A 22,866-nucleotide genomic window follows, 5' to 3' on the forward strand; every position below is an offset into this window, starting at 1 on the left:
TTAGTTGATCTGTAAATAAAATTTATTATCTGCTAATTTCAAAAGCGGTAAAAATTTCGTGTAGGCGGAGAGAAAAGCACATTATTTGGTCGCAATCGATAATGTTAACAATTATTAACGGTAATCGATGGATTTTTTAACATTCACAAAACAATATTTTGAAAAATTGAAAAAAAGATGAATCTCAAAAATAATTTTCAACTGCAAAAAAAAATTAAATAGTATTGAAAAACTGTTTTTAGCTCATTTTTAAGAATAAAAAGTACCCTTTTTCATATTTTTTCCAATAAAATTTTAAAAACGAGAATTTTCCAAAAGTGAAAAATTGAAATATCAAAAAAATCAGAATTTCACGTTTATTTTTTTCAATGTTTTCGTCATTTTTTTGCAAAAAAAAGAAAAACCGGTTCATTTATTCACCGGTTTTTCAATTTCAAAAGGAATATCTCAAAGTGAAGGATGCTTCATCTCCCCATAACTTTGTAAAGTCAACAAAATTATATGCGGGTTTCCAATCTAAACTTAAATAGATATTAGTGTTGTAAAAATTGTATTCTAAACCCACTATAAAATCAATCCCGTACGCCTTATAATCTTCTGTTCCCTTATAAACCCAAGGCGGCTCGGCTTTGGGTTCTTTCCAAATTCCATAATGTGCTCCCCCTCCAATATACCACTCCATCCCCCGGAATTCCCTGATATCCATGTGCCGTTCATAAAGCAAAGCTGCATTCCACCCTTTCCAGCGATTAAACACCATAAGTTCGACTGCAGAATGGTCAGTTACAAACCGTTTAACTGAGCCCCCCAATGATGTCCCTGCCCTAACACCTACCATGGTGTTATAATACCCCTGTTGGGCTTCAGCACGAAATGAACCGAAAAGCAGTAATACGAAAAGAGCAGCTGGTACAAAAATTTTTGGCTTTTTCAAGGCAGTAAGTTTATCCGTTCAAAAAGTAAAAACTTTTTCGGGAGTAATACAATAATTCAAGCCGATATCGTGCGATTCGGGCTCAATCTGCTCCTCGGGTTCGTAAAAACTCAATCCGATTTTGATCACCTCAGGCTTCAGTTTGCTCAGAAATAAATCATAAAATCCTTTCCCAAATCCAACCCGGTTTCCAAATTTATCATAGGCTAACAGGGGGACAAAGACCACTTCAATTTTTCCAGGCGAAACCAAGATAGATTCCTGAGGAACAGGGATCCCCCACTCATCCATGAAAAAAGCAGCTTCTTTAGGCAATTTCAAGGTTTCCAGTTCTGTATTGGTTTTATTCACCTGAGAGGTGTACAAGGTTTTATCAAGTTGATCCAAGATCTCTTTGATGTAAAACGTGTTGACCTCATTAAATCTGTCGATGGGAAAAAACAAATGAAAATGCTGAAGCCCACTTCTTTGTTCAAGCCATTTTTGAAACTGAACAGTGATTGCTTTGGATTTGGATTCCACTTCTTCGGATTTCAGACTTTTTCTCAGCTGTCTGTAGGCTGACCGTAGTTCTTTTTTGGTCTTCATGCGTATTCCAATACCATCATATTAAAGTCAAGAGGATCAAAGCAGCCCAACAGCTCTTCGATCAATTCAGGGTTTTTTAAATAAAACTGCATCATATTCACTACTCGCTCCTGGGGACTGCCTCCAGGTGCAGTAAAGTCCAAAACAGCCTTAGCGCGATTCAACTCTACGGCTAGCCTTTTCTCCTCGGCTTTTCGCAGTTTGGAACCCATCTGATCAAGGATCTTCAAGCTTCGTACTTTTCCTGCCTGGAAGGCTGACTCCAGACTTTTTTCCAAAGCAGACGCTTCTTTTCCTTTCGTATCAAAAAGCTGGGAGAGCGCATCCTTTTCCGCTTTCATACTAAAATCAACCTGAGCTTGTCGCGCTACAAATCCCTTCTTCCAGCTATCAAAATCAACAAAAACATCAGCTCCCTCCCAGCCCAGTTGTTCCAGTTTTTTCAAGACCGATCCATCCAGAATCAAAGCGAAATTTCGCGGAAGCAACACGGGAAATGGAATTTCAAACTGATCAAAAATCCCTTTCAACTGAAGCCAATAAACCACTTCGGCCGGACCACCCAAATACGCCAAGTTGGGCAAAATCATCTCCTGATACAATGGCCTGAGAACCACATTTGGACTAAATCGCTCAGGATTGGACTCAATCAAGGCTGCAAGTTCATCTGAGGTAAATCTGATTTCGGTATTTACTACCTGAAATCCACCCTTGGATCGTTCTATCCGCTCCCTTAGGCCCTTTACCAGATAAAAAAAGTTGATCTCTCTGGGAAAAATCTGGCTCTTGTACCCCATGTCTTCCAATTTCCGCGAGGCTATTTGCGCTTTTTCAAAGGGGGAGTGATCAAAAATATCAGCCTTCATCACCGGCTTCAAAATACTTTTAAGCATTGCGTCATGCCCATCAACTACGATCAGACCATGCTCCCCAAACAGTTGATTCACATACTTGCGAACCGCCTCTCCCAGAGTTTTACTGGACTGGTAGGCATCTTTGAATACATCGGGAGCAAATTGTGTTTCTTTTAAAAATGATTTGAAAGAATCATCCAAAACGAAATCACCGACTGCTCCTGTTTGACCGGAAGACCATTGGTATTTTTTACCGTCAAGTTTGAAGTAATTGATTTCATCAAAATCATGATCCTCAGTTGCCATCCAATACACCGGAACGAAATTAAATTCCGGGTAGGCTTCCTTCAGCTTTTTGGCCAAATTGATTGTGGAGACGATCTTGTAGATGAAGTAGAGGGGGCCGGTAAACAGATTTAACTGGTGTCCGGTAGTGACTGTGAAAGTTTTTTTGCTGAGAATTGCCTCAAAATTGGCAGTAACTTCCTCAGAAAGATCTAAACCTGAATATTGCTCTTGCAAAGCCTGATGAAGGAGTTTCCGGTTTTCATCGGGAAAATTTTTCTGCGTGATTGCATCTTTGAAGCTCTCCAATTTGGGTAAGTGGGTATAAAATGGCCTCAATGCCTCTTTTCCTTCTATGTAATCCAAAAAAAATCTTGAAAACTGTCCCGTCTTATTCAGATCTACGCAGTGTTTTTTCATCGGAATGGGTGAAGTATGTTTGGGAAGTCTAACTTAGCGCTTCGAACCAAAGTTCGGCTTTTTTTGTAAAAAACAGGACATCTTACATCAATGGCAGGTATAAGTGGCGAAAAAGTCGAAATCAAAAGAAATTGAATTCTTTTCTTGAACCAAAGCCTTCATTTTGGATTTCCTATTAGAGCTAAACCAATAAACATGTTTCCATATAAGCGATTTTTCCTGAACAATGGCCTAGAGGTGATCGTCCATGAGGATCACAGCAGCAAAATTGCCGTTTTCAATCTGCTCTACAAAGTTGGATCCCGCTTTGAAAAATTGGGGAAGACCGGACTGGCCCATTTTTTCGAGCATTTGATGTTTGGTAGCTCGGCCAATGTTCCTGTTTTCGACAGGGAATTGGAGCGTGTTGGCGGATCCTGCAATGCCTTCACCAGTCCTGACATCACCAATTATTACATGACACTGCCGGCAGCAAATATTGAGACGGCATTTTGGCTGGAATCGGATCGCATGCTGCAAGTGAGTCTGAGCGAAAAAACCATCGAAACTCAACGCAAAGTAGTGATGGAAGAATACAAGCAGCGTTATCTAAATCAGCCTTACGGAGATGTGTGGCATCATTTGCGGGATTTGGCATTTGAAAAACACGCCTACCGTTGGCCGACAATCGGTCAGACCCTTCATGATATTGAAGGCTATACACGGGAAGATGTACTTGATTTTTATCAAACGCACTACCATCCGGGAAATGCCATCCTGGTTGTTGCGGGTGACGTAACACTTTCTCAAATTGAAAAATTAGCACAAAAATGGTTTGGTCCAATTCCCTCCAATCCTCTGACTCGAAACGGAATCTTGGAAGAGCCCGTCCAAACTCTCAAAAAATCCAAATCCCTTCAGGCAAAAGTCCCGACTGATGCCTTATACAAAGCCTATAAAATGCCTGCAAAAGGTCAACCGGGCTATCTGGAAGCCGATTTGATCAGTGATATTTTAGGGTCTGGAAAATCTTCGCTTTTGGAACAGCGGCTTGTCAAAAACGGTAAAATCTTCGCTTCAGTCGGAGGCTACATCACCGGCTCTGTGGACCCCGGACTTTTGGTGTTTTCCGGAAAAATGGAATCCGGAGTTTCGTCCACCACAGCTGAAAATGCTTTGGACGAGGTAATTGAAGAATTTCTTCAAAATGAAATCTCCGAATGGGAACTTCAGAAAATCAAAAACCAGGGTGAGGCGATGAAAACCTACGAATCAATTCAGCTGCTCAACCGGGCAATGAACTTGGCCTATTTTGCCCATTTGGGAAATCCTGAATTATATTGGAGCGAATTTTCCGAAAAATCAAAAATCGAAGCGCCACAGATCAAAAATTGGGCGACTAGGCTCTTAAAGGAAGATCAAGCTTCAGTTCTATACTATCAATCGACCAATTAATGGTACCATTTAGAATAGGTTTTGGATACGATGTCCATCAGCTACAACCTGGCTATGATTTCTGGCTGGGAGGAATAAAAATAGACCATGAAAAAGGTGCAGTAGGCCATTCCGATGCCGATGTACTTATCCATGTAATCTGTGACGCACTTCTCGGCGCAGCCAACATGCGAAATATAGGCTACCACTTCTCTGACAAAGACCCTAAATTCAAAGGTATCGACAGTAAGATTCTGCTCACCGAAGTCATGAAAATGATCCGGGAAGCAGGATACGAAGTCGGTAATTTTGACTCCACCGTCTGCCTCCAAATCCCCAAGCTCAATCCTCATATACCTGCAATGAAAGCTTGCCTAGCTCAGGTAATGCATGTGGAAGAGGATGCCATTTCCATCAAAGCCACCACTTCTGAGCATTTGGGCTTTGTGGGTAGAACTGAGGGAATTGCCGCCTACTGCACCGCTTTGATTTATAAAGTATGAGCAATAAATTAAAAATCATCACCACTGAGGATGGCTCACATTCTCTTTATCACGAGGAATTGCAGGAGACTTATCACAGTTTTCATGGCGCATACCGCGAATCAATTCACGTGTACATGATCTATGGTTTGGATTCTTGGTTGGCCAGAAATCCGCGGAAGTATCCGATTCGGGTTTTTGAGCTTGGATTTGGAACAGGACTAAACGCATGGCTTACGTTGGTATGGGCAGAACAGAATCAAGTCCCTGTCCTTTACCACACCATAGAACCCTTTCCTGTTGAGAAAGAAATCTATTCCCAACTCAACTACATTGAGCATGATCATGGGATTTGGCATTTTCACAAGTATTTCGAAGCGCTGCATACCGCACCTTGGAATGAAGGTGGGCCGGTATCCGAATACTTCAACTTCAAAAAGGATATCGTAACCCTCGAAGAAGCTCAGCTTTATCCCTCAGATGTGGTCTTTTTTGATGCGTTTGCGCAGAAAAAGCAGCCTGAACTTTGGAAAAAGGAAAGTTTGGAAAAAGTTACAGATGCCATGCGTCCCGGTGGGCTTCTTACTACCTACGCCGTAACCGGACAGCTGAAGCGCACTTTGAAAGAACTCGGCTTGCAAGCAGAAATACTTCCGGGTCCTCCTGGAAAAAAGGAAATGACTCGGGCATGGAAAAGCAGTGGTCAGTGGGCAGGCGATGACCGATGAGGAGAAACCAAGCAATGTAAGCAGTGAAGAGTAAATGGAGCAGCGGCCCAAAAAGCGCAAGCTTTTTCTCTGCGATCTCAAAAAAGCCTCCCAATATTCAAAACCTTTGAAGTTCAAGTTTGGCTCAATTCCTAAAAAAGCTTACGCCTCACTTTTTACCACTTACAAAATCCCATAGACTTCGCCGTAAACTGTTTACTGAGACTGAATACTGGAACAAGTTTTGTCCTTAATAACAAAAACCATTAATCATGTACAACCTAATCCTCGTCCTTCTATTTACACTTTACCAGGGCCCACAATTTGACGGCCCCAAACTTGAACGGATGGTTCAGGATAGAGATAAACTTCACGCCCAATGGCGATCTTCTGAAAGTAAAAAATCAGGGATTTTTGGTAACCGCACCAAAAAAGACATGGTCGAAACCAACGAATGGCTGGAGCGAATCGTCTCCAAGGACAATCAAATCATGGATGAACTTCGGATGATCGGCTCCATAGAAACTACCGTAATCTCCCAGGAAAAGGATGATTATAAATCCATCACCGTAAAACTGGAGCAGGATGTGCAAGCTCTGAAAAGAGCAGTAGCAGAGCGAGACAAAGAAATCGAATCCAAACTTCGCGAACGAAGAACGTTTGAATGGACGACTCTGATATTTTTTCTAAGTACCGGCTTTTTAGCTTGGTGGGTCTATAGATCAAAAAAAGCCTCTGTCGGATAAACAGAGGCTTGATTTAAATTAATTGACTCGAATATATTCTTTGATAGGAAACTCAAAACAGGCAATACTTGGGTTTATGGTCAAGCAGTTTTCTTGAAACTGAAACCGTCTTCGATCGCTTGAAAAGGTCAAAATTCCTTCAGGTATTCTGAAAAAATCAACTATTCCCACATTCAATTCGGATTTTGGCACATAGAGAGGAGCTTCTTCATGAAGACCAAAATACATCAATACATCTGAATAATAATATTTGAAAGTATCCCCTTCTAAATTGTACCAAGAGGTAGTAACCAACCGGAAGCCTAAATCTGGTCCAGTTTCCAGTTCTCGAACGGTGATAGTGAGGTCAAAAATGCTGTCATTTTTGAATTCCAATGTTTCTACAAACCAGAGATCCAAGGAATCTACAAATACACGGCTTTCCCAAGTTCCTATTATAGGACTGATCGGTTCTTCACTTTCAGTACAAGAAATAAATGCTGCAAACACTGCAACTAGGGCGAAAGGGAAATATTTTTTCATTAGAGAAAAATTTGATTGGAACTTACTTCCTGAACGAGGTTGCTAGTCCGAAGGATACGGCATTTTTTGAATCTCTAAGAAAAAGAATACATGATTTTAGAGAATTAATTGAAACTGTCTCTTAATAAACCTTGGTAAACTTCCTGATTTCTTCACATGAAGCAGACCCAATAAAGGGTTCATCGCAAATAATTTGATATTCCAATTCTTTATGATTTGAAACCAAATGAACCCTAGCGGAGCTGAAAATCCTAAAGATCTCAATGTGTCGGAGTTCTTCTTTTGGAGCAAACAAATCATCGACATTTAGGGCGTTCCGGTAATTAAAATCATTCATAAAACGTAAGTCCAACTCAATACCAACTTTACTATAAAGTCCTTGACTTAATGATCGATAGCCTAAGTTTACTCCTTTTTCTGTTTGTCTTACAGTAATATATTGTTCAAAAACATTGTCACTTTTAATTTCAATTGTTTCCACTAACCAAACATCCAACGAATCGACAAACTCCCGATTTTCCCAAGTTCCAATGAGCGGATTAACAGGTTCTTCATTCTCCGTGCAGGCAACCAACACTGCAAATACAGCCACAAGGGCAATAGGAAAATGATTTTTCATGTTATAAAAATTAAGTTTGAAAGTATTTCAAGAACGGAATTACTAGTCAAAACGATACAAACATGGCAATCTTTATTTCAACCTCGCAATTGGTGTTCTTGCTCCTTTTGTCACTTGATCCATCGTACAAAGGATCTCTGCATCCAGCGGGAGATACATATCCACCCGTGATCCAAATTTGATAAAGCCAAATTCACCCCCTTGTTCGAGTTGGGAGCCTGCCTTTACATACCATTTGATTCTTCTGGCCAAGGCTCCGGCAATCTGTCTTACCATAATCCTGGTTCCATTTTGATCCTTGATCACCATGGAAGTCCGCTCATTTTCTGTGCTTGACTTGGGATGCCAGGCCACCAGATATTTACCGGGATGATATTGGAAATATTCGACTTCACCTTTGACGGGCGATCGGTTGACATGCACATTGATCGGAGACATAAAAATGGAAACCTGCTTTCTTTTTTCTTTCAGGTATTCATCTTCGAAAGCCTCTTCTATCACGACCACTTTTCCATCCGCAGGTGCAAAAACAATCCCCTCTTCATTGGGCAATGGGAAAATCGGGTTTCTGAAAAACTGCAAAATGATCAGGTACAATGCCGTGCTGACCAAAATAGATACATTGATAAGCAACCTTTCCTCAGGTAAATAATAGTAAAGTAAGTAGTTACCTGCGACAAGGATGATCATCATCCAAAATAGTAGCACTCTTCCTTCTCGATGTATAGTCATAGCTGTTGAATTAAAAAGGCGTGGAAAGATGATCCCCACGCCCCAAAGGTAAAAGATTTAACTAAAATACGTCTTAGAACCCACCTCGGAAGGTGTAAGTCTTGGCCACTTTATCAATTGCCACGATGTATGCAGCTATACGCATGGGCACACTGTACTTCACAGATGCCTCGTAGACGTGCTCAAAGGCATCTTTCATGATACGATCCGAACGACGATTAACGCGGTCAGCAGTCCATTTGTAGCCCAATCGGTTTTGTACCCATTCGAAATAAGATACGGTCACTCCACCGGCATTGGCCAAAATATCCGGAACAGCCATGATTCCCTTTTCATTGAGGATCGCATCAGCTTTAGCAGAAGTTGGTCCATTTGCCCCTTCAACAATGAGTTTAGCTCGGATATGTTCAGCATTTTTTGCTGTAATCACATCTTCCATTGCTGCAGGTACGAGAACATCTACCTCTAAAGTCAATAGATCATCCGCATTTTCCATGCGGTCACCACCTGTAAACCCTTCAAGGGTTCCTTTATTTAGGTCTTTGTGTTTGATTGCTTCTTGGATGTTGATCCCCTTTTCATTGTAGAATGCCCCGGTATGATCAGATATAGCAACGATTTTCAATCCCCTTTCTTCCAAAAGTTGGGCCGCCCAACTCCCGACATTTCCAAAGCCCTGTACAGCGCATGTGGCAGAAAAAGGATTGATTTTTAGCTTTTGCATCGCTGCCAAAGCAGACACCATCACTCCTCGTCCAGTTGCCTCTGTTCTTCCCAATGATCCACCGAGAACCAAAGGTTTTCCTGTGACCACCGCAGGTATAGTCATCCCGTGTGCTTTGGAGTATTCATCCATCAACCAGGCCATTTCTCTTGGGCCAGTTCCCATATCGGGCGCCGGAATATCTTTATCCGGGCCAAAAACATCAATCATAGCCATGGTATAGGCACGTACCAGACGTTCAATTTCACCTTTGGACATTTCGCGCGGGTTACATCGTACCCCGCCTTTAGCTCCTCCATAAGGAATATCCACCACTGCACACTTCCAAGTCATCCAGGCAGCAAGCGCTCGGACTTCATCCAGATGCACATCAGGTGCAAATCGGATTCCTCCTTTTGCCGGACCTAGGATATTGGAGTGGATGACTCGAATCCCTTCGAAAACCTGAATTTTACCCGTGTCCATGGTAATAGGTAGGGAAACGATGACTTGCTTGGCGGGATTCTTCAACACATTGTAAACTTCATCGGAGAGGCCAAGTTTCTCAGCAGCGATGTTAAATCTTTCCATCATTGACTCCAAAGGATTTTCTTTGTCCTTAATGGGAGCCGGTTCAATGTAAGCCATATTGGGTTCTTAAAATGAATTTGTGAAATGCTGCACAAACTTAAATAGATTTTCAGACTGCCCGCCTTTGAATTAAAAGATTTTCAAAAAAGCGGTGATAAAAGGGGCTGAAAGTAACAATCCGTCAAAACGATCCATAAATCCGCCATGTCCCGGCAGACCGTTTCCGGAGTCCTTAATTTCAATGGAGCGCTTGAAAAGAGACTCAATCAAGTCACCGTATGTACCGGCAATGATGATGATTCCGGCTATTACCAGCCACTTCCAATCAGCAATAACGTGGAAGTATTGAGAAAGGATGAAAGCCACTAAAATTGCAGAAAATGCACCCCCGAGAAATCCTTCCCAAGATTTTTTAGGTGACACTCGCTCAAAAAGTTTGGTCTTGCCAAATTTTGTCCCCGCAAAATATGCTCCTGTATCACTCGCCCAAAGAATCATCAGGCAACCAATCAAGATCTCATAGTGAAACACTTTGTCTACTGAAAAGACCGCCAGATTTAATAGGGAAAAGGGCAAAGCCACGTAGAAGATGCCCAAAAAAGTATAGGCGACTCCCGTGAAAGGCTTTTTGTCTGTTTTCTTATACAGCTTGATAAAAAAGGTAAGAGAGACAATCGGAAAAATCAGGTACAAGTATTCGTTGGGAAGGCGCTCTTTCTCAATCATAAATGTCAGAGTGAAAATCATCACCCCCAGAAAAGTCCCAAAACTCCGAAGCGGAAGCATCCCATCCAAACCCGTGAGCTTGTAGAATTCCATTTGTGAAAAGGCCAATATTGCGGCAAACACCACGAAATAAGTCCAATCCGAATAGACGGAAGCTGAGATCACTACCAAAGCTCCGACTGCAGCAGTGATCGCCCTTTGGCCGAGATTGCTGTAATTATTTATATTAAAACGTGATCTCATTTTGAATCAGTTGCAATGCAGCTAAGGCATCTCCATGGGGGACGAGTACTTCATAGGTTCCCAATACCTGATAAGCTATTTCTTTTTTGCTCATCACCACTGCGGCTATCCCGTTTTCTTCTAAAACTCCCTTCACGATCTCTGCGCGAATCTGGTTTTGATTCTCAAATACCTTGATCCAACTCTGCATCTTTGGGTTGATTGATTTTTTTAAAGTAAAAGAATCCAACCATAAGAACCAAAAGTCCAAGTATGGCGGCAGGATAAGAGACAGCATCAGTCGACTCCAAGTCAAAGTCGATCATCCCCTGATTTGACATGTATATCACAATTACTGTCAGTGTGTTATTGAAAATATGTGCCAAAATCGGGTAGAGTAAACTACCGGAATACAAGTACATGTAACCAAATAATGCCCCTAAAAATACTCTTGGGAGGAATCCGTAAAACTGAATGTGGATCGCGGAAAAGATGATTGCTGTAAGCCAAATACCCCAGTGTGCAGAATTGGTATAGTGCTTCATTTTGGGTTGAACCACACCCCTGAAAAACATTTCCTCTCCAATGCCTGCAAATACGCCTATCACCAAAATCCCTGTCAACAGCTCCGGGATACTCTGAAAATCGGTCAGAAACTTGGTCAGTTCCATCAACTGTGTTTCCATTTCTTTCATCCAGCTTTCTATTCCTGCCATAGACTCCGGCAGGACCAGCTGGGCATTCCAATAAACCAAAAGCCCATTGAAAAACATGGCCCCAAGGGTAATTGCGAGTGCAATGCCCAGGTTTTTGACATTAAATCTGGATCGTTGAATTTCCCAATGCAAGTCGGCTTTTTCGATAAATCGGGTGACAATCCAAGCCGCTACCCAAAAGCCGATTCCAGACCCGATGCCCTGAACAAAGAACATCGCATTTCGACCATTTGGAACATCATAGTTGCCTGTCATGAGGCCCATTAAGTCCTCAAGTGAAATGTTATACAGGGCCGGAATAAAGGCAAGCGCAATTCCCTGAAGGAGAATCAACGTACCAAAAGTGACTAAAACAATGACTATCAGGGACAATAGCCAATTCTTACGTTTGGCTATTTCAGATTGGGTTTCGTATATCTCCATAATTTGAAGTAAATTTACGCCAAATTTAGAATTGAGAAGTGGTTAAGATTGGAAAGTTAGAGCTGGGGGAATTTCCCTTACTGCTCGCCCCGATGGAAGATGTGAGCGATCCACCCTTTCGCGCAGTCTGCAAACAGAACGGGGCAGACCTCATGTACACCGAGTTTATCAGCTCAGAAGGCCTGATTCGGGACGCTGCAAAAAGTATTCAAAAGCTGGACGTGTATGATTATGAGCGCCCTATTGGTATTCAGATTTTCGGCAACGAAATCGAATCCATGCGTGAAGCAGCCGCTATTGCAGAGGAAGCTGGGCCGGATATTCTGGATATCAACTACGGTTGCCCGGTTCACAAAGTAGCCTGTAAAGGTGCCGGTGCTGGAATACTACTCGATATCGACAAAATGGTCTCCATGACAGCAGAGATCGTGAAGCGCGTGAATATTCCTGTGACCGTCAAAACACGCTTGGGCTGGGATCACAATACCATCCGGATCGTGGAAGTAGCCGAGCGCCTGCAGGACGTTGGAATACAGGCCATTTCCATTCATGCCCGTACCCGTCAGCAGATGTATAAAGGTGAAGCAGACTGGAGCTATCTCAATCTGGTGAAGGAAAATCCAAGATTGCATATTCCCGTTTTCGGGAATGGTGATATTGATTCTCCTGAAAAAGCAGCCGAATACCGATCCAAATACAATGTAGACGGCATGATGATCGGACGGGCTTCGATCGGCTATCCATGGATATTTAATGAAATCAAGCATTATTTCGCAACAGGCGAAAAACTGACTCCCCCTGATTTGGACGAGCGGATCGCAGTGGCTAAAAAACACCTGGATTTTTCTGTGGGATGGAAAGGCGAAAAACAGGGAATCCTCGAAATGCGTCGTCACTACACGAATTATTTTCGTGGGATGCCCAATTTCAAGCCATTTAGGACTGAAATGGTAACTGCAGACACCTATGCTCAGGTAGCGGAAATTTTCGAACAGGTGGCTGCCGCTTATGCTGATTACGAATTTCAACCCTGAAATTGACCAGACCTCAGAATTTTAAACCCTGAGGTCTTTTTTTTGGCTTAATTTCTTTTCGATTCACTTCCTTTGCAGACGAATTTCTCCACGAAAAATTGATGAGTACTTCTCGTTCGGAAAACAGCCTGAAAAACTGGGCTTTGCTGACTATTCTTACCTTAATCTGGGGAAGTTCTTTCATCCTGATCAAGCGTGGACTGGAAGTGTTCAGCCCGGGAGAAGTGGGAGCTTATCGAATGGTAGCTGCAGCGACTCTTTTACTCCCGCTTTCGCTTCCACGGATAAAAAATCTCAGTAAAACTCAGGTAAAGAATCTTCTCCTAGCCGGATTACTTGGGAGTTTTATACCCGCCTTTCTTTTCCCAATGGCTCAAACTCAACTGAGTAGTTCGCTGACTGGGGTACTCAATGCACTGACTCCACTTTTTGTCGTTTTGGTAGGGGCGGTTTTTTTTAATACCAGAATTACCCGGAGAAATGGACTTGGACTGTTCATTGCATTCATCGGAGTGATAATTCTGGTTGCATACAAGGAAGGTGGAAACTGGGGTGATTCCTTAGCGGGGATCAATGTCTATGGACTTTTTGTAATCGCCGCCTGTATCTGCTACAGTTTCAACCTGCACGTGATCAAAACTCGCTTTACCAAACTGAAATCGATAGAAATCTCTTCGATTTCCTTGCTGATGATCCTGCCAATGGCATTGATTTACCTATTTGCAGGGACTAACTTTTCGTACAAATTAGTCACACACCCCCAAGCCTGGGAAGCCTTGGGCTATCTGACCATACTGGGTATGGTCGGCACGGCTACAGCCTTGGTACTATTTAATATTATGGTGAAAAGTGCCAGTCCTTTTTTCGCCAGCTTGGTGACTTACACGATCCCGATTGTGGCGATTATGTGGGGCGTATTAGACGGAGAAGTACTGCTTATTGGGCACTATATTGGAATCGCAGGAGTGATACTTGGGGTTTGGATTGGCAACAGGAAATAGCCATTTGCTGGGCAAAACTGGTTATTTCCCTTCCAGTAGCATCTTTATTTCCTTCTTGCTCAACTCAAGCATGAGTACCTCCTTGGGATGAATTGCGGTCAGGCCACTCAGCGCTTTGATTTCAATGTTTCCTTCGCTACTGGCAAAAACCACCGGGAAATAGGTGTATTTAAATTTGTCAATCCCTTCTTTAACAGTTTTTTGATTCACCATCCGTACATGGGGTCCCTGATGGTAATTTTCTCCTCCCGACTCCGCCAAAACTTGACCCGGCAGCACCACATCACCAACTTCTACTTTTTCGGAACCGGCCTTTAGAACCACCAACCTGGTGATTGTGCCGTCTTCGTGGTAAATCTCCATGTAATTTTCATCTGCAGAGTAATTTAAGTTTTCCTTATCACTCTTAACGTCCATTCTCATTTCTGCAATCACTCCTTTTCTGGGCGCAACAATAGCGGTTGGCTGTTCAAAATTGAAAGAAATACCCACATAGGTTTCGTATCCCTCTTCCTTTTTCAATGTTTCGGCGATGTTGTGGTTCAAAATGGCTTTGACTTGAGTTCCCTCAGGCACAGGGATCAAATAGATTGGATCAATCTTAGTTTTCCCGAAAACATTACCTTTTGCGTAGCTGAATCCATATCGATAATTGGTCCCTTGCCCGGCAAGAGTAGGTTTCAGCGTAGCAACCTTTGTCCTCCCCGGTAAGGCAATTCCCGTGACATTGCCGCCTCCGGAAGTGGTCATATTTTGAAGCTGTGAGAAATTCAGAATCACTGAATATGGTATTTTTGTAGGATTAACTGCATAAAACAGCACATTACGATCCGAGTCCTGTTCAGATTCTATGGTAATCTGAGCATAAAGACCGGAACTGCTGAAGAGAAGAATAATTAGCGAAAAAGCGAATCTTGACATTTGATAAATAAATTTTGGAAATTTAAAGCTTAGGTTGAAAGAAAAAAAGATTCACGGCAAAATGCAACCTCATCCCCCTGTTTTTGACCTTTCTCAAACTTTTTGGATTTTTCGTCTGGAAAAATCCCCTAATTTCCCATTTCGAACAAATTTTAAATCTAGGTTCTGTTACTGCTTTAGGGTGTAAAGCCGTACCAGATCTTCACGAGTATTCTTTTCCAATCCCCAAAAAACTTTACCCATGAGAAAATACCTACTCTTGGTCTGGTTACTCTGCCTGACCGCCACTTTTGCGCAAGCGCAGGAGACCAAACCCATGTCCTGGAAGGATGTCGCCACCTGGAAATACATGCCTAACAGTGCTTTTAAACTTTCACCGGACGGTCAGTGGATGGCTTATGCCTTGGTCGGCATCGAATCAGATGGCGAACTGATTCTACAAAAAGTAGCCGATCCCACTTCCAAAAAGACTTTCCCAATTGGAAACACCACCTTCCCCAACTTTGACTTTAGCCAAAACAGTCAATGGATTGCTTTCAAAGAATATCCAAAGTTCAAGGAGAAAGAGTCCAATGAAAAAGCCAAAGGCAAGCCTCTCAAGGAAAAACTTCACCTGATCAAACTCGGAACGGAAGACAAAAAGACCTTTGAAGGTGCCGGTGGATTCAGCTTCAACAATCAAGCATCCTCGCATCTACTGATCAATCTGCCCAAAGAAGGCAACGGAGACGCCAAAGGCTCCGATGTATTGATCTATCATCTCAGTTCAGGCAAATCCCAAAACCTGGGAAATGTCCGCGAGCACGCCGCAAACAAAGCCGGTACTCACCTCGCTTATTCAGTAGATGCAGCCAACTCACAAGGAAACGGCTTGTACCTTTTGACCCTTTCCAACAGCTCCATTCAAGTTCTGGATTCAGATGAAGCGGGCTACCAAAGCATCAATTGGACCGAAAAAGGCGATGCATTTGCTGCCCTGAAGATGAAGAAGGACAAGAAATACAAGCAGGATCGTGGCATTTTACTCGGGGTGAAAAACATCAATAATCCTCAGCTGACGCAATACGAACCTGCCAAAGATTCTACAGGATTTGACCAAAAATACACCATTAGCCAAAACCGCCGTCCGATGTGGTCGGAGGATTTGACCCGACTTTTCTACGGCATTCATCCCTTGGTTTTGGCAGAAAAAGAAAGCCCGAAAAAGGAAGAAAACAAAGATTCGCTAGCTACTGCGGAGTCCGTAAAAATCGCCAAAATTATGGCGGATACTACCATTAAGTCCATTGCTGATTTACAGAAAGCGATCGCGAAATTGGATACCGGAAAAGTAAATGGCAAAAAATCCAACGATGCCAAAAAACCTGAAATGACCATCTGGCATTGGCAGGATGATCGTCTCCAATCCCGTCAGCAGGTGATGGAAAACATGGACAAAAACTACAGCTTTTGGGCCATGTATGATGTTGCTGGCAAGAAGCACATCGCCCTTCAAGACAGCAGCATGAAGGATCTGAATATTTTACCCTATCAGCACTTTGCACTGGGATCTGATCAGCAAAGCTATGAGCTAGACATCAATTTGAATGGGCAAAATTATCTGGACTACTTCTTAGTGGATTTGAAAACAGGAGCTAAGACTCCGCTTTTCGAGAACTTCTACCTCCCATCCTATGCTTCGATGCCTCGTCCGTCAACTGATGGCAAAAAGCTGCTTTACGGCAAAGACGGACATTTCTATGTTTACGATATCCTAGCAAAAACCCATACCAACATCACCGAGAAGCTTCCCGTCTCAATGATCAATACCGAAGATGATCACAATGTGAAAGATCCTCTTCAGAATCCATTGGGATGGAGCAGCGACAGCAAATATGTGCTCGTTCGTGACGGTTGGGACATCTGGCAGATTCCGATGTCGGCAAAAGAAAGTCCGATCAACCTCACCCAAAACGGCAAAAAAGATAAAATCCGCTATCAGTATCGCTTCACACTGGATCCAGAGGAGAAAGGAATCGACTTGAGCAAGACAGTCTATATCCGTACCTACGGTGAAAACTCCAAGAAAAGCGGCGTGGCAACCCTTTCTCCCGCAAAAGCCGGATTGGCTGTAGGACCCAAAATGCTTCTCTGGGAAGATGCCAACATCGGTGGAATCGCTAAAGCTGAAAAGTCAAGTGTTTTCACCTATTCCAAAGAGAAATTCAACGAACCTACTCAGATCTACCTCACAGATGCTACTTTGGCTAATGGCAGAAAAGTCACCGAAAATGCACCGGATGCAGGAAAATTTGCCTGGTCAACCGGGGTCCGATTGGTGGATTATGTGACCACAAAAGGCGATTCGCTTCAGGCGGCGCTATTCCTTCCGGCAGGTTATGTGGAAGGACAAAAGTATCCGACGGTGGTTTATTACTACGAAAAGCTTTCTCAAACCCTCCACTCTTGGGCTAATCCCGGTTACAGCGGAACAGGCTGGAATCCCAGTCTTTATACCAGCAACGGCTACGCAGTGTTGATTCCGGATATCGTATACAAAATGGACGACCCGGGTATGTCCGCAGTTTGGGCGGTTCTCCCCGCTGTTGACGCAGCGATTAAAACAGGTGTCATTGACGAAAGCAAAATGGGACTCCACGGTCACAGTTGGGGCGGCTATCAGACTTCCTTCCTGATCACCCAAACGACTAGATTCAAAGCAGCTGCTGCCGGTGCACCGCTGACCAATATGATCTCGATGTATGATCTCATCTATTGGAATTCGGGAGGAGGAAATATGTCGATCTTTGAGGCTTCGCAAGGTAGATTCCTAGGTGGACCTTGGGAGAACTGGGATGCTTACGAGCGAAACAGTCCGATCTATCATGTGAAAAATGTGCAGACTCCGCTATTGATGCTTCACAATGACAAAGACGGAGCAGTGGACTTCACGCAGGGCGTGGAATATTACAATGCACTTCGCCGCTTGAAAAAGCCAGTTATTATGGTTCAGTATCTGGGAGAAAACCACGGCCTCGGCAAACTCGAAAACCGAAAAGACTACAGTGTACGAATGATGGAGTTCTTTGATCACCACCTCAAAGATCAGCCTGCACCTGAGTGGATGAGCAAGGGAGTTCCAAGATTGAAATTGGGTGAGCACTTGGAGGAAAGAGCTTTCTGAATTTCGGATTTGTGATTTCGGATTTCGGATTTGAGACAATCCAAATTTTACCTGAGTATCTAAAATCCCCCGGGTGAATTTCATCAGGGGATTTTTTGTGTCAAATGAGACTTTTGGTTTTCAGTTTTCTTTCTAGATATAAGAATTGTTTTAGCTTCATTTGAAGTAGTTCCTCCTCGCTCATATTCTTAAAAACTTCTTCATACGGTCTCAGTTTTTCTTTAACAAAGTATGGGCTAGGCTTTTCTCCTTCCTTTACCCTAACTACAAAAGTATCTCCAAGCTTAATTTCTTTATTGAGCCACTCCACGGATTCATCTACGTCTAAATTGTTAGCTCCCAAACTCACTTCTAGATTTCTTTCTCTTCCTTCGGGATTTTTAGTGAAGATTAGGGTCATGGAAACATTTTCAAATCCAGCAAATATTGTCCTCCCGCCCTCTTCCAACTCAAAACCTAAGATTTTATCATTCATAACAGCTTTGCATTTTCTAGTTCTTGCTTTAAAGATAGGTAGGTAGCCAACTCCTCTTTTAATTGCTCCTCTGAAGTGGTTTCGATTTCTTTTATTTTTGGTTCCGTTATGTTTTTGACATCAACTACTGAAATGCGGATTTCATCGCCTTTCTCCAATTTCCATGAACCCCAATTCAAGTACTCTTCCATAAAATAATTGGATCCACAGATATCCAAATTAATCTCCTCACGATTCTCAGTTTTAACCATCGAAAAAATCACATGCGTAGCTTCCGCAGTAACTTCAAAAGATTCATTTTTTAGAGCAATTTTAAATCCTATCATGGGTTAATTATCATAATGGTTTACATATTCTGTATTTATTTTCAAACCTCCTGCCTCCAATTTTGCAATTCTTAAAAATTAAAGATATAATTATACACAGAATTTATCACCCTTTAATTAGCCAGCAAAATGGAGTTTTTAGCCGAAATGGAACCCTCGCTCCGGGCGCTTTGGTACATTGCGCTGCCTGTTTCTTTTATTTTTCTGCTTCAAACCATCATGACCTTTATCGGTTCAGATTCTACCGAGGGGCTGAATGCGGATTTTGACGGAAATCTGGAAGGTGTCGAAGCTCCAATGCAACTCTTTACACTTCGAAACCTGATCAATTTCCTGCTGGGATTTAGCTGGACCGGAATTACGTTTTATGATGCAATCCCCAATTACTTTATCCTGATCTTGCTTTCCGCTCTGGTAGGTCTTGGGTTTGTGTGGGTTTTCTTTTTCATCATCAAGCAAATCCAAAAACTCGCCGAAGACAACACCTTCAGGCTGGAGCAAGCTTTGCAAAAAACCGGAACAGTTTACCTTTCCATTCCCGAACACAGGCAAGGCGTTGGCAAAATCTCTGTCAGCGTCAAGGGTTCCCAAAAGGAACTAAGCGCAATCTCTCTTGGTGATCGAATCGAAACCGGAGCTGCAATCAAAGTGATAGGCGTGGAAGGAAGCAATCTTTTAATCGTAGAAAAAATCTAAATCAACCCTTTTTATGGATCCTTTAATTTTAATACTGGCGGGGGCCTTTGTTGTCTTCGTCACCATCATCGCCTTAGTTTCCCGCTACAAGCGATGTCCTTCTGACAAAATCCTCGTCGTCTACGGTAAGACCGGTGGCACTTCTGCCAAATGTATCCACGGTGGAGGGGCATTCATTTGGCCTGTGATCCAAGACTATGCTTACTTGGATCTCAAGCCGATTTCCATTGAGGCCAACTTGACCAATGCGCTTTCCCGTCAAAATATCCGTGTGGATGTTCCTTGCCGATTTACTATCGCCATTTCCACGGATTCAGACACCATGAATACTGCCGCCGAGCGATTGCTAGGACTTGCTCATGAGCAAATTCAGGAATTGGCCAAAGATATTCTATTTGGTCAGTTGCGTTTGGTGATTGCCACGATGACCATCGAGGAAATTAACTCCGACCGGGATAAGTTTCTGGACAATATCTCCAAAAACGTGGACTCCGAACTCAAGAAAATCGGCTTGAAACTGATCAACGTCAACGTTACAGATATCAAAGACGAGTCAGGTTACATCGAAGCGTTGGGAAAAGAAGCTGCCGCAAAAGCCATCAACGAAGCGAAAATTTCTGTTGCAGAGCAGGAAAAAATCGGTGAAACCGGAAAAGCCCTTGCAGACCGGGAAAAAGACGTCCAAATCGCCGATACACAGCGGGACCGCGATGTGAAAATCGCCATCACCCTCAAGGATCGGGAAGTAAGCATCGCAGAAGCCCAAAAAGATGAGAGCATCGGTAAAGCGGAAGCGCAACGAGACACCCGAGTCAAAACCTCCGAAGCCAATGCAATCGCGATCAAAGGGGAAAACGAAGCTAAAATTTCCATTGCCCAATCGGATGCGCTAAGAAGGGAAAAAGAAGCGGAAGCGCTGAGAATTGCCTTGGCATCGGAAAAAGTTCAGGCGGCAAAGGCCCTGGAAGAAGCTTACTTAGCCGAGCAAAAGGCGGAAACAGCCCGAGCTGAGCGAGAGCGATCCACCCAAAATGCAAACATTGTAATCCCTGCCGAAATTGCCAAGCAGCGCGCGATCATTGAAGCACAAGCTGAAGCTGAGCGAATCCGTGAACAGGCAAAAGGTGAAGCAGATGCGATTTTTGCCAAGATGGAAGCAGAAGCAAAAGGTCTCTATGAAATTCTGACCAAGCAAGCCGAAGGTTACCGCGATGTAGTCGCTGCTGCAGGTGGAGATCCTACCAAAGCCTTCCAACTCTTGCTGATTGAGAAACTCCCTGAGCTTGTCAAAACTCAGGTAGAAGCTGTCAAAAACATCAAAATCGACAAAATCACCGTTTGGGATTCTGGACAAGGTGAAAATGGCAATAACTCCACGGCCAACTTTGTCTCAGGCATGATGAAAACCGTCCCGCCGCTGAATGACCTTTTTAATATGGCCGGACTCAACCTTCCGACTTATTTGAAGGGAGAAGATGAGAAAAAAGATTCTCCTAAAAAGCCTGAAAAGGAACAAGAGAACGGATAAGTTTCCAAATCCCCGAATGCTGATTCGGGGATTTTTTTTGCCTAAAAAGTATATCCGCAATCACTTGGCAGGGAGCATATTTTTAGAATGTCCTAGATCCGAAGGATCGAAACAATTCATGACCCCCGGTAAAGCCGGGGGTAAAGTAAAAATTAAAAAATAGAGCCCCGAAGGGGTGGAACATTGAGGTTTCACCCTTTCAGGGCTGAAGGATAATCAATTCTATATTTTCCCTGCACTCCGTACAAAATCATAAATGGTTTGGCTCCTTCGGAGCCGCTTAAGGGGTAGATTTGAAATTTTATGGGGAAATTAATATTATAAATATTTATTCTGCATTTAACTTGGTACTGGTACCCTTGGGGATAATCAAATTGCCTAATAATCACCTACTTACTTATGAAAATTTTTAGACAATGGTCTGGAAAAAAATTTTCTTTTGAAATACTCTTTCCTTTTGTAAATTATTGACTTTCAAGGCTAACAGCTTTTCATGGATCAATCACCCAAAATCAACCGAAGAGAATTTCTAGGTTCGGCGGCTACCATCGCCGCTTCCATTTCCATCGTCCCTTCCCATGTCATTGCCGGTACCGGCCACATCCCTCCTTCTGACCAAATCGCAGTTGCAAACATCGGTTGCGGAACGCAGGGACTCCGGGAAATGGGGAGTTTGCTCCAAAACCCAAAAGTCCGTGTAGTGGCCGTCTGCGATATCAATAAATTCTCGACAGACTACATCGACTGGTCAGCCCATGGTATTCGCAATGACATCCGGGAAGTCCTTGGAGATCCAACTTGGTGGGAAGGCAAACCGGGAATTCCAGGAGGAAGAGATATAGGTCAGGAATACGTTGAGAAATACTATGCGAAAAACAAACCTTCCGGTAAGTACAAGGGGTGTGTGAGTTATGAGGATTATCGCGAGCTTTTTGCAAAAGAAAAAGGCATCGATGCCATCAAAATCATGACTCCAGATCACACGCATGCCTCAATTGCTTTGGCTGCAATGAACCAAAAGATGCATGTGGTCACGCATAAGCCTATTTCCAATCGATTAATAGAAGGACGAAAAGTCATCGAAAAAGCCAAAGAATCCGGCGTGGTCACGCATCTTCTGGCTTGGTCGGATCGACCGGAGTATCGCCAAATCAAAGCTTGGATGGATGAAGGATTGATTGGTGAGTTGCAAGAGATCCACAATTGGTCCTACCGACCGGTCTGGCAGCAATGGACCAAAAGACCAACCGAAACTCAGCCTATCCCTGAAGGCTTCAACTGGGATCTTTGGCTCGGACCTGTTCCCGATATGCCTTATCATAAAAATTACACCCACAATGTCTTCCGGGGCTGGTATGAATTCGGTGGAGGATCAGTGGCAGATATGGGCCATTACAGCTTATTTCCGCTATTTGATACACTGGGCATCAATCGATCACCGATCTCAGCGAGAGCTTTTGGCACGACTTCGCGTGAAGAGGTTAACCAGGTCTACCAATGGGTGAAAAATGAAGTTGCCTTTCCTGCAAGTTGCACCATCAAATGGAAATTTCCGGAGCAGGAAAAATTGCCTGCTTTCGAATTATTCTGGTATGACGGCGGAATGAAGCCATTTGCCTGCGAAGAATTGGAAGCAGACGGAAAAGATACGCCTGAAGAAGGATTACTTTTGGTCGGAACCAAAGGGAAAATCCTGGGAGGTTTCCGGGGAGAAAATCCGGTTCTTTTGCCTGAAAGTAAAATGGCCAGTCGTCCGGAATCCGAAAAGATCAATTCCCGTGAAGTGGACAGAAAAACTATTCAATGGGTAGACGCTATGCTGGAAGGCAAGCAAACCCCAGGCAGTTTTACCCGAGCCCAATGCATCACAGATACAATCAATCTGGGAGCTATTGCACTTCGGACTGGAAAAAAAGTAGATTTCGATTCTAATTTGGTCAAAATTACCAATGATGAAGCGGCGAATCAGTTCCTGACACGAACCTATCGAGGTGGGTGGGAGATTTAGAAAGTAGGCAGTCTCAGTTTGCAGTTTGCAG

Annotated in this window: 23 protein-coding genes; 10 read left to right on the forward strand and 13 right to left on the reverse strand. The window is 43.2% G+C overall.

Annotation, left to right across the window (positions count from 1 at the left end):
- Positions 1–433 precede the first annotated feature (433 nt).
- Genes Q8M62_RS16975 through bshC form a run of 3 tightly spaced genes read right to left on the reverse strand, consistent with a single transcriptional unit; the run spans position 434 to position 3,081 of the window.
- On the reverse strand, positions 434–934 hold the full coding sequence (locus tag Q8M62_RS16975; protein ID WP_304899325.1) for a hypothetical protein: 501 nt from the start codon (positions 932–934) through the stop codon (positions 434–436).
- Between the two features lie 18 nt (positions 935–952).
- A complete protein-coding gene (locus Q8M62_RS16980) occupies positions 953–1,522 on the reverse strand; it encodes a 5-formyltetrahydrofolate cyclo-ligase (protein WP_304899326.1) in 570 nt (189 codons plus the stop codon).
- On the reverse strand, positions 1,519–3,081 hold the full coding sequence (gene bshC / locus Q8M62_RS16985) for a bacillithiol biosynthesis cysteine-adding enzyme BshC (RefSeq protein WP_304899327.1): 1,563 nt from the start codon (positions 3,079–3,081) through the stop codon (positions 1,519–1,521). Before bshC ends, Q8M62_RS16980 begins: the two co-directional genes overlap by 4 nt.
- Before the next feature lie 195 nt (positions 3,082–3,276).
- On the opposite strand from bshC, the gene Q8M62_RS16990 reads away from it, so the two are divergent.
- The 4 genes from Q8M62_RS16990 to Q8M62_RS17005 all read left to right on the forward strand — a co-directional run bounded on the left by Q8M62_RS16990 (position 3,277) and on the right by Q8M62_RS17005 (position 6,429).
- Positions 3,277–4,515, forward strand: a complete 1,239-nt coding sequence (locus Q8M62_RS16990) for a pitrilysin family protein (protein ID WP_304899328.1) — start codon at positions 3,277–3,279, stop codon at positions 4,513–4,515.
- A complete protein-coding gene (gene ispF, locus Q8M62_RS16995; RefSeq protein WP_304899329.1) occupies positions 4,515–4,997 on the forward strand; it encodes a 2-C-methyl-D-erythritol 2,4-cyclodiphosphate synthase in 483 nt (160 codons plus the stop codon). Before Q8M62_RS16990 ends, ispF begins: the two co-directional genes overlap by 1 nt.
- The gene (gene mnmD, locus Q8M62_RS17000; RefSeq protein WP_304899330.1) at positions 4,994–5,704 is read left to right on the forward strand and encodes a tRNA (5-methylaminomethyl-2-thiouridine)(34)-methyltransferase MnmD; all 711 of its coding nucleotides are present in this window, start codon (positions 4,994–4,996) and stop codon (positions 5,702–5,704) included. The genes ispF and mnmD overlap by 4 nt, the downstream gene beginning before the upstream one ends.
- 251 nt (positions 5,705–5,955) lie before the next feature.
- Entirely contained in the window at positions 5,956–6,429 is a 474-nt protein-coding gene (locus tag Q8M62_RS17005; protein ID WP_304899331.1) for a DUF5984 family protein, read from the forward strand.
- A gap of 18 nt (positions 6,430–6,447) precedes the next feature.
- Here the strand turns inward: Q8M62_RS17005 and Q8M62_RS17010 are convergent, their stop codons facing one another.
- The 7 genes from Q8M62_RS17010 to Q8M62_RS17040 form a co-directional block, all read right to left on the reverse strand.
- A complete protein-coding gene (locus tag Q8M62_RS17010; protein ID WP_304899332.1) occupies positions 6,448–6,951 on the reverse strand; it encodes a hypothetical protein in 504 nt (167 codons plus the stop codon).
- A gap of 121 nt (positions 6,952–7,072) precedes the next feature.
- Positions 7,073–7,570 (reverse strand): hypothetical protein, encoded by a 498-nt coding sequence (locus tag Q8M62_RS17015; RefSeq protein WP_304899333.1) that lies wholly within the window; start codon positions 7,568–7,570, stop codon positions 7,073–7,075.
- A 72-nt stretch (positions 7,571–7,642) separates the two neighbouring features.
- Positions 7,643–8,302 carry a phosphatidylserine decarboxylase family protein gene (locus Q8M62_RS17020; RefSeq protein ID WP_304899334.1) on the reverse strand — a complete coding sequence of 220 codons (660 nt, stop codon included), beginning with the start codon at positions 8,300–8,302 and terminating at the stop codon, positions 7,643–7,645.
- A gap of 73 nt (positions 8,303–8,375) precedes the next feature.
- Positions 8,376–9,653 (reverse strand): Glu/Leu/Phe/Val dehydrogenase, encoded by a 1,278-nt coding sequence (locus Q8M62_RS17025; RefSeq protein WP_092729103.1) that lies wholly within the window; start codon positions 9,651–9,653, stop codon positions 8,376–8,378.
- A gap of 72 nt (positions 9,654–9,725) precedes the next feature.
- Positions 9,726–10,565, reverse strand: coding sequence for a phosphatidate cytidylyltransferase (locus Q8M62_RS17030; protein ID WP_304899335.1), 840 nt, complete (start codon positions 10,563–10,565; stop codon positions 9,726–9,728).
- A complete protein-coding gene (locus Q8M62_RS17035) occupies positions 10,549–10,755 on the reverse strand; it encodes a DUF2007 domain-containing protein (RefSeq protein ID WP_304899336.1) in 207 nt (68 codons plus the stop codon). Before Q8M62_RS17035 ends, Q8M62_RS17030 begins: the two co-directional genes overlap by 17 nt.
- Positions 10,730–11,683, reverse strand: a complete 954-nt coding sequence (locus Q8M62_RS17040) for a CPBP family intramembrane glutamic endopeptidase (RefSeq protein ID WP_304899337.1) — start codon at positions 11,681–11,683, stop codon at positions 10,730–10,732. Before Q8M62_RS17040 ends, Q8M62_RS17035 begins: the two co-directional genes overlap by 26 nt.
- Before the next feature lie 38 nt (positions 11,684–11,721).
- On the opposite strand from Q8M62_RS17040, the gene dusB reads away from it, so the two are divergent.
- Positions 11,722–12,717, forward strand: a complete 996-nt coding sequence (dusB, locus tag Q8M62_RS17045; protein ID WP_304899338.1) for a tRNA dihydrouridine synthase DusB — start codon at positions 11,722–11,724, stop codon at positions 12,715–12,717.
- Between the two features lie 101 nt (positions 12,718–12,818).
- On the forward strand, positions 12,819–13,718 hold the full coding sequence (locus tag Q8M62_RS17050; protein WP_304899339.1) for a DMT family transporter: 900 nt from the start codon (positions 12,819–12,821) through the stop codon (positions 13,716–13,718).
- 21 nt (positions 13,719–13,739) lie between these two features.
- Here Q8M62_RS17050 and Q8M62_RS17055 read toward each other — a convergent pair whose 3' ends face one another.
- Positions 13,740–14,639 carry a M23 family metallopeptidase gene (locus Q8M62_RS17055; RefSeq protein ID WP_304899340.1) on the reverse strand — a complete coding sequence of 300 codons (900 nt, stop codon included), beginning with the start codon at positions 14,637–14,639 and terminating at the stop codon, positions 13,740–13,742.
- 241 nt (positions 14,640–14,880) lie between these two features.
- Here Q8M62_RS17055 and Q8M62_RS17060 point away from each other — a divergent pair, with 241 nt between their 5' ends.
- Positions 14,881–17,802 (forward strand): prolyl oligopeptidase family serine peptidase, encoded by a 2,922-nt coding sequence (locus Q8M62_RS17060; protein ID WP_304899341.1) that lies wholly within the window; start codon positions 14,881–14,883, stop codon positions 17,800–17,802.
- Positions 17,803–17,902: 100 nt separating this feature from the next.
- On the opposite strand, the gene Q8M62_RS17065 is transcribed toward Q8M62_RS17060, so the two are convergent.
- Positions 17,903–18,277, reverse strand: a complete 375-nt coding sequence (locus tag Q8M62_RS17065; RefSeq protein WP_304899342.1) for a hypothetical protein — start codon at positions 18,275–18,277, stop codon at positions 17,903–17,905.
- Entirely contained in the window at positions 18,274–18,603 is a 330-nt protein-coding gene (locus Q8M62_RS17070) for a hypothetical protein (protein ID WP_304899343.1), read from the reverse strand. The genes Q8M62_RS17065 and Q8M62_RS17070 overlap by 4 nt, the downstream gene beginning before the upstream one ends.
- Positions 18,604–18,732: 129 nt before the next feature.
- On the opposite strand from Q8M62_RS17070, the gene Q8M62_RS17075 reads away from it, so the two are divergent.
- The 3 genes from Q8M62_RS17075 (at position 18,733) to Q8M62_RS17085 (ending at position 22,835) form a co-directional block, all read left to right on the forward strand.
- Positions 18,733–19,299, forward strand: coding sequence for an NfeD family protein (locus Q8M62_RS17075; protein ID WP_304899344.1), 567 nt, complete (start codon positions 18,733–18,735; stop codon positions 19,297–19,299).
- A 13-nt stretch (positions 19,300–19,312) separates the two neighbouring features.
- Complete coding sequence (locus tag Q8M62_RS17080) at positions 19,313–20,827, forward strand: flotillin family protein (protein WP_304899345.1); 1,515 nt, start codon at positions 19,313–19,315, stop codon at positions 20,825–20,827.
- A gap of 493 nt (positions 20,828–21,320) precedes the next feature.
- Positions 21,321–22,835: a Gfo/Idh/MocA family protein gene (locus tag Q8M62_RS17085; RefSeq protein WP_304899346.1), complete on the forward strand. Its 1,515-nt coding sequence runs from the start codon at positions 21,321–21,323 to the stop codon at positions 22,833–22,835.
- The last annotated feature ends 31 nt before the right edge of the window (positions 22,836–22,866 follow it).

It is taken from the genome of Algoriphagus sp., from assembly GCF_030694375.1.
Taxonomy (GTDB): Bacteria; Bacteroidota; Bacteroidia; order Cytophagales; family Cyclobacteriaceae; genus Algoriphagus.

Coding starts and splice junctions, on each gene's coding strand:
- Q8M62_RS17015 (WP_304899333.1), bottom strand. CDS start 7,570: ATGAAAAATCATTTTCCTATTGCCCTTGTGGCTGTATTTGCAGTGTTG.
- Q8M62_RS17060 (WP_304899341.1), top strand. CDS start 14,881: ATGAGAAAATACCTACTCTTGGTCTGGTTACTCTGCCTGACCGCCACT.
- mnmD (WP_304899330.1), top strand. CDS start 4,994: ATGAGCAATAAATTAAAAATCATCACCACTGAGGATGGCTCACATTCT.
- Q8M62_RS17035 (WP_304899336.1), bottom strand. CDS start 10,755: ATGCAGAGTTGGATCAAGGTATTTGAGAATCAAAACCAGATTCGCGCA.
- Q8M62_RS17025 (WP_092729103.1), bottom strand. CDS start 9,653: ATGGCTTACATTGAACCGGCTCCCATTAAGGACAAAGAAAATCCTTTG.
- Q8M62_RS17070 (WP_304899343.1), bottom strand. CDS start 18,603: ATGATAGGATTTAAAATTGCTCTAAAAAATGAATCTTTTGAAGTTACT.
- Q8M62_RS17075 (WP_304899344.1), top strand. CDS start 18,733: ATGGAGTTTTTAGCCGAAATGGAACCCTCGCTCCGGGCGCTTTGGTAC.
- Q8M62_RS17055 (WP_304899340.1), bottom strand. CDS start 14,639: ATGTCAAGATTCGCTTTTTCGCTAATTATTCTTCTCTTCAGCAGTTCC.
- Q8M62_RS17050 (WP_304899339.1), top strand. CDS start 12,819: ATGAGTACTTCTCGTTCGGAAAACAGCCTGAAAAACTGGGCTTTGCTG.
- Q8M62_RS17020 (WP_304899334.1), bottom strand. CDS start 8,302: ATGACTATACATCGAGAAGGAAGAGTGCTACTATTTTGGATGATGATC.
- Q8M62_RS17010 (WP_304899332.1), bottom strand. CDS start 6,951: ATGAAAAAATATTTCCCTTTCGCCCTAGTTGCAGTGTTTGCAGCATTT.
- Q8M62_RS17040 (WP_304899337.1), bottom strand. CDS start 11,683: ATGGAGATATACGAAACCCAATCTGAAATAGCCAAACGTAAGAATTGG.
- Q8M62_RS17030 (WP_304899335.1), bottom strand. CDS start 10,565: ATGAGATCACGTTTTAATATAAATAATTACAGCAATCTCGGCCAAAGG.
- Q8M62_RS16990 (WP_304899328.1), top strand. CDS start 3,277: ATGTTTCCATATAAGCGATTTTTCCTGAACAATGGCCTAGAGGTGATC.
- Q8M62_RS17080 (WP_304899345.1), top strand. CDS start 19,313: ATGGATCCTTTAATTTTAATACTGGCGGGGGCCTTTGTTGTCTTCGTC.
- Q8M62_RS17085 (WP_304899346.1), top strand. CDS start 21,321: ATGGATCAATCACCCAAAATCAACCGAAGAGAATTTCTAGGTTCGGCG.
- Q8M62_RS16980 (WP_304899326.1), bottom strand. CDS start 1,522: ATGAAGACCAAAAAAGAACTACGGTCAGCCTACAGACAGCTGAGAAAA.
- bshC (WP_304899327.1), bottom strand. CDS start 3,081: ATGAAAAAACACTGCGTAGATCTGAATAAGACGGGACAGTTTTCAAGA.
- ispF (WP_304899329.1), top strand. CDS start 4,515: ATGGTACCATTTAGAATAGGTTTTGGATACGATGTCCATCAGCTACAA.
- Q8M62_RS17005 (WP_304899331.1), top strand. CDS start 5,956: ATGTACAACCTAATCCTCGTCCTTCTATTTACACTTTACCAGGGCCCA.
- Q8M62_RS17065 (WP_304899342.1), bottom strand. CDS start 18,277: ATGAATGATAAAATCTTAGGTTTTGAGTTGGAAGAGGGCGGGAGGACA.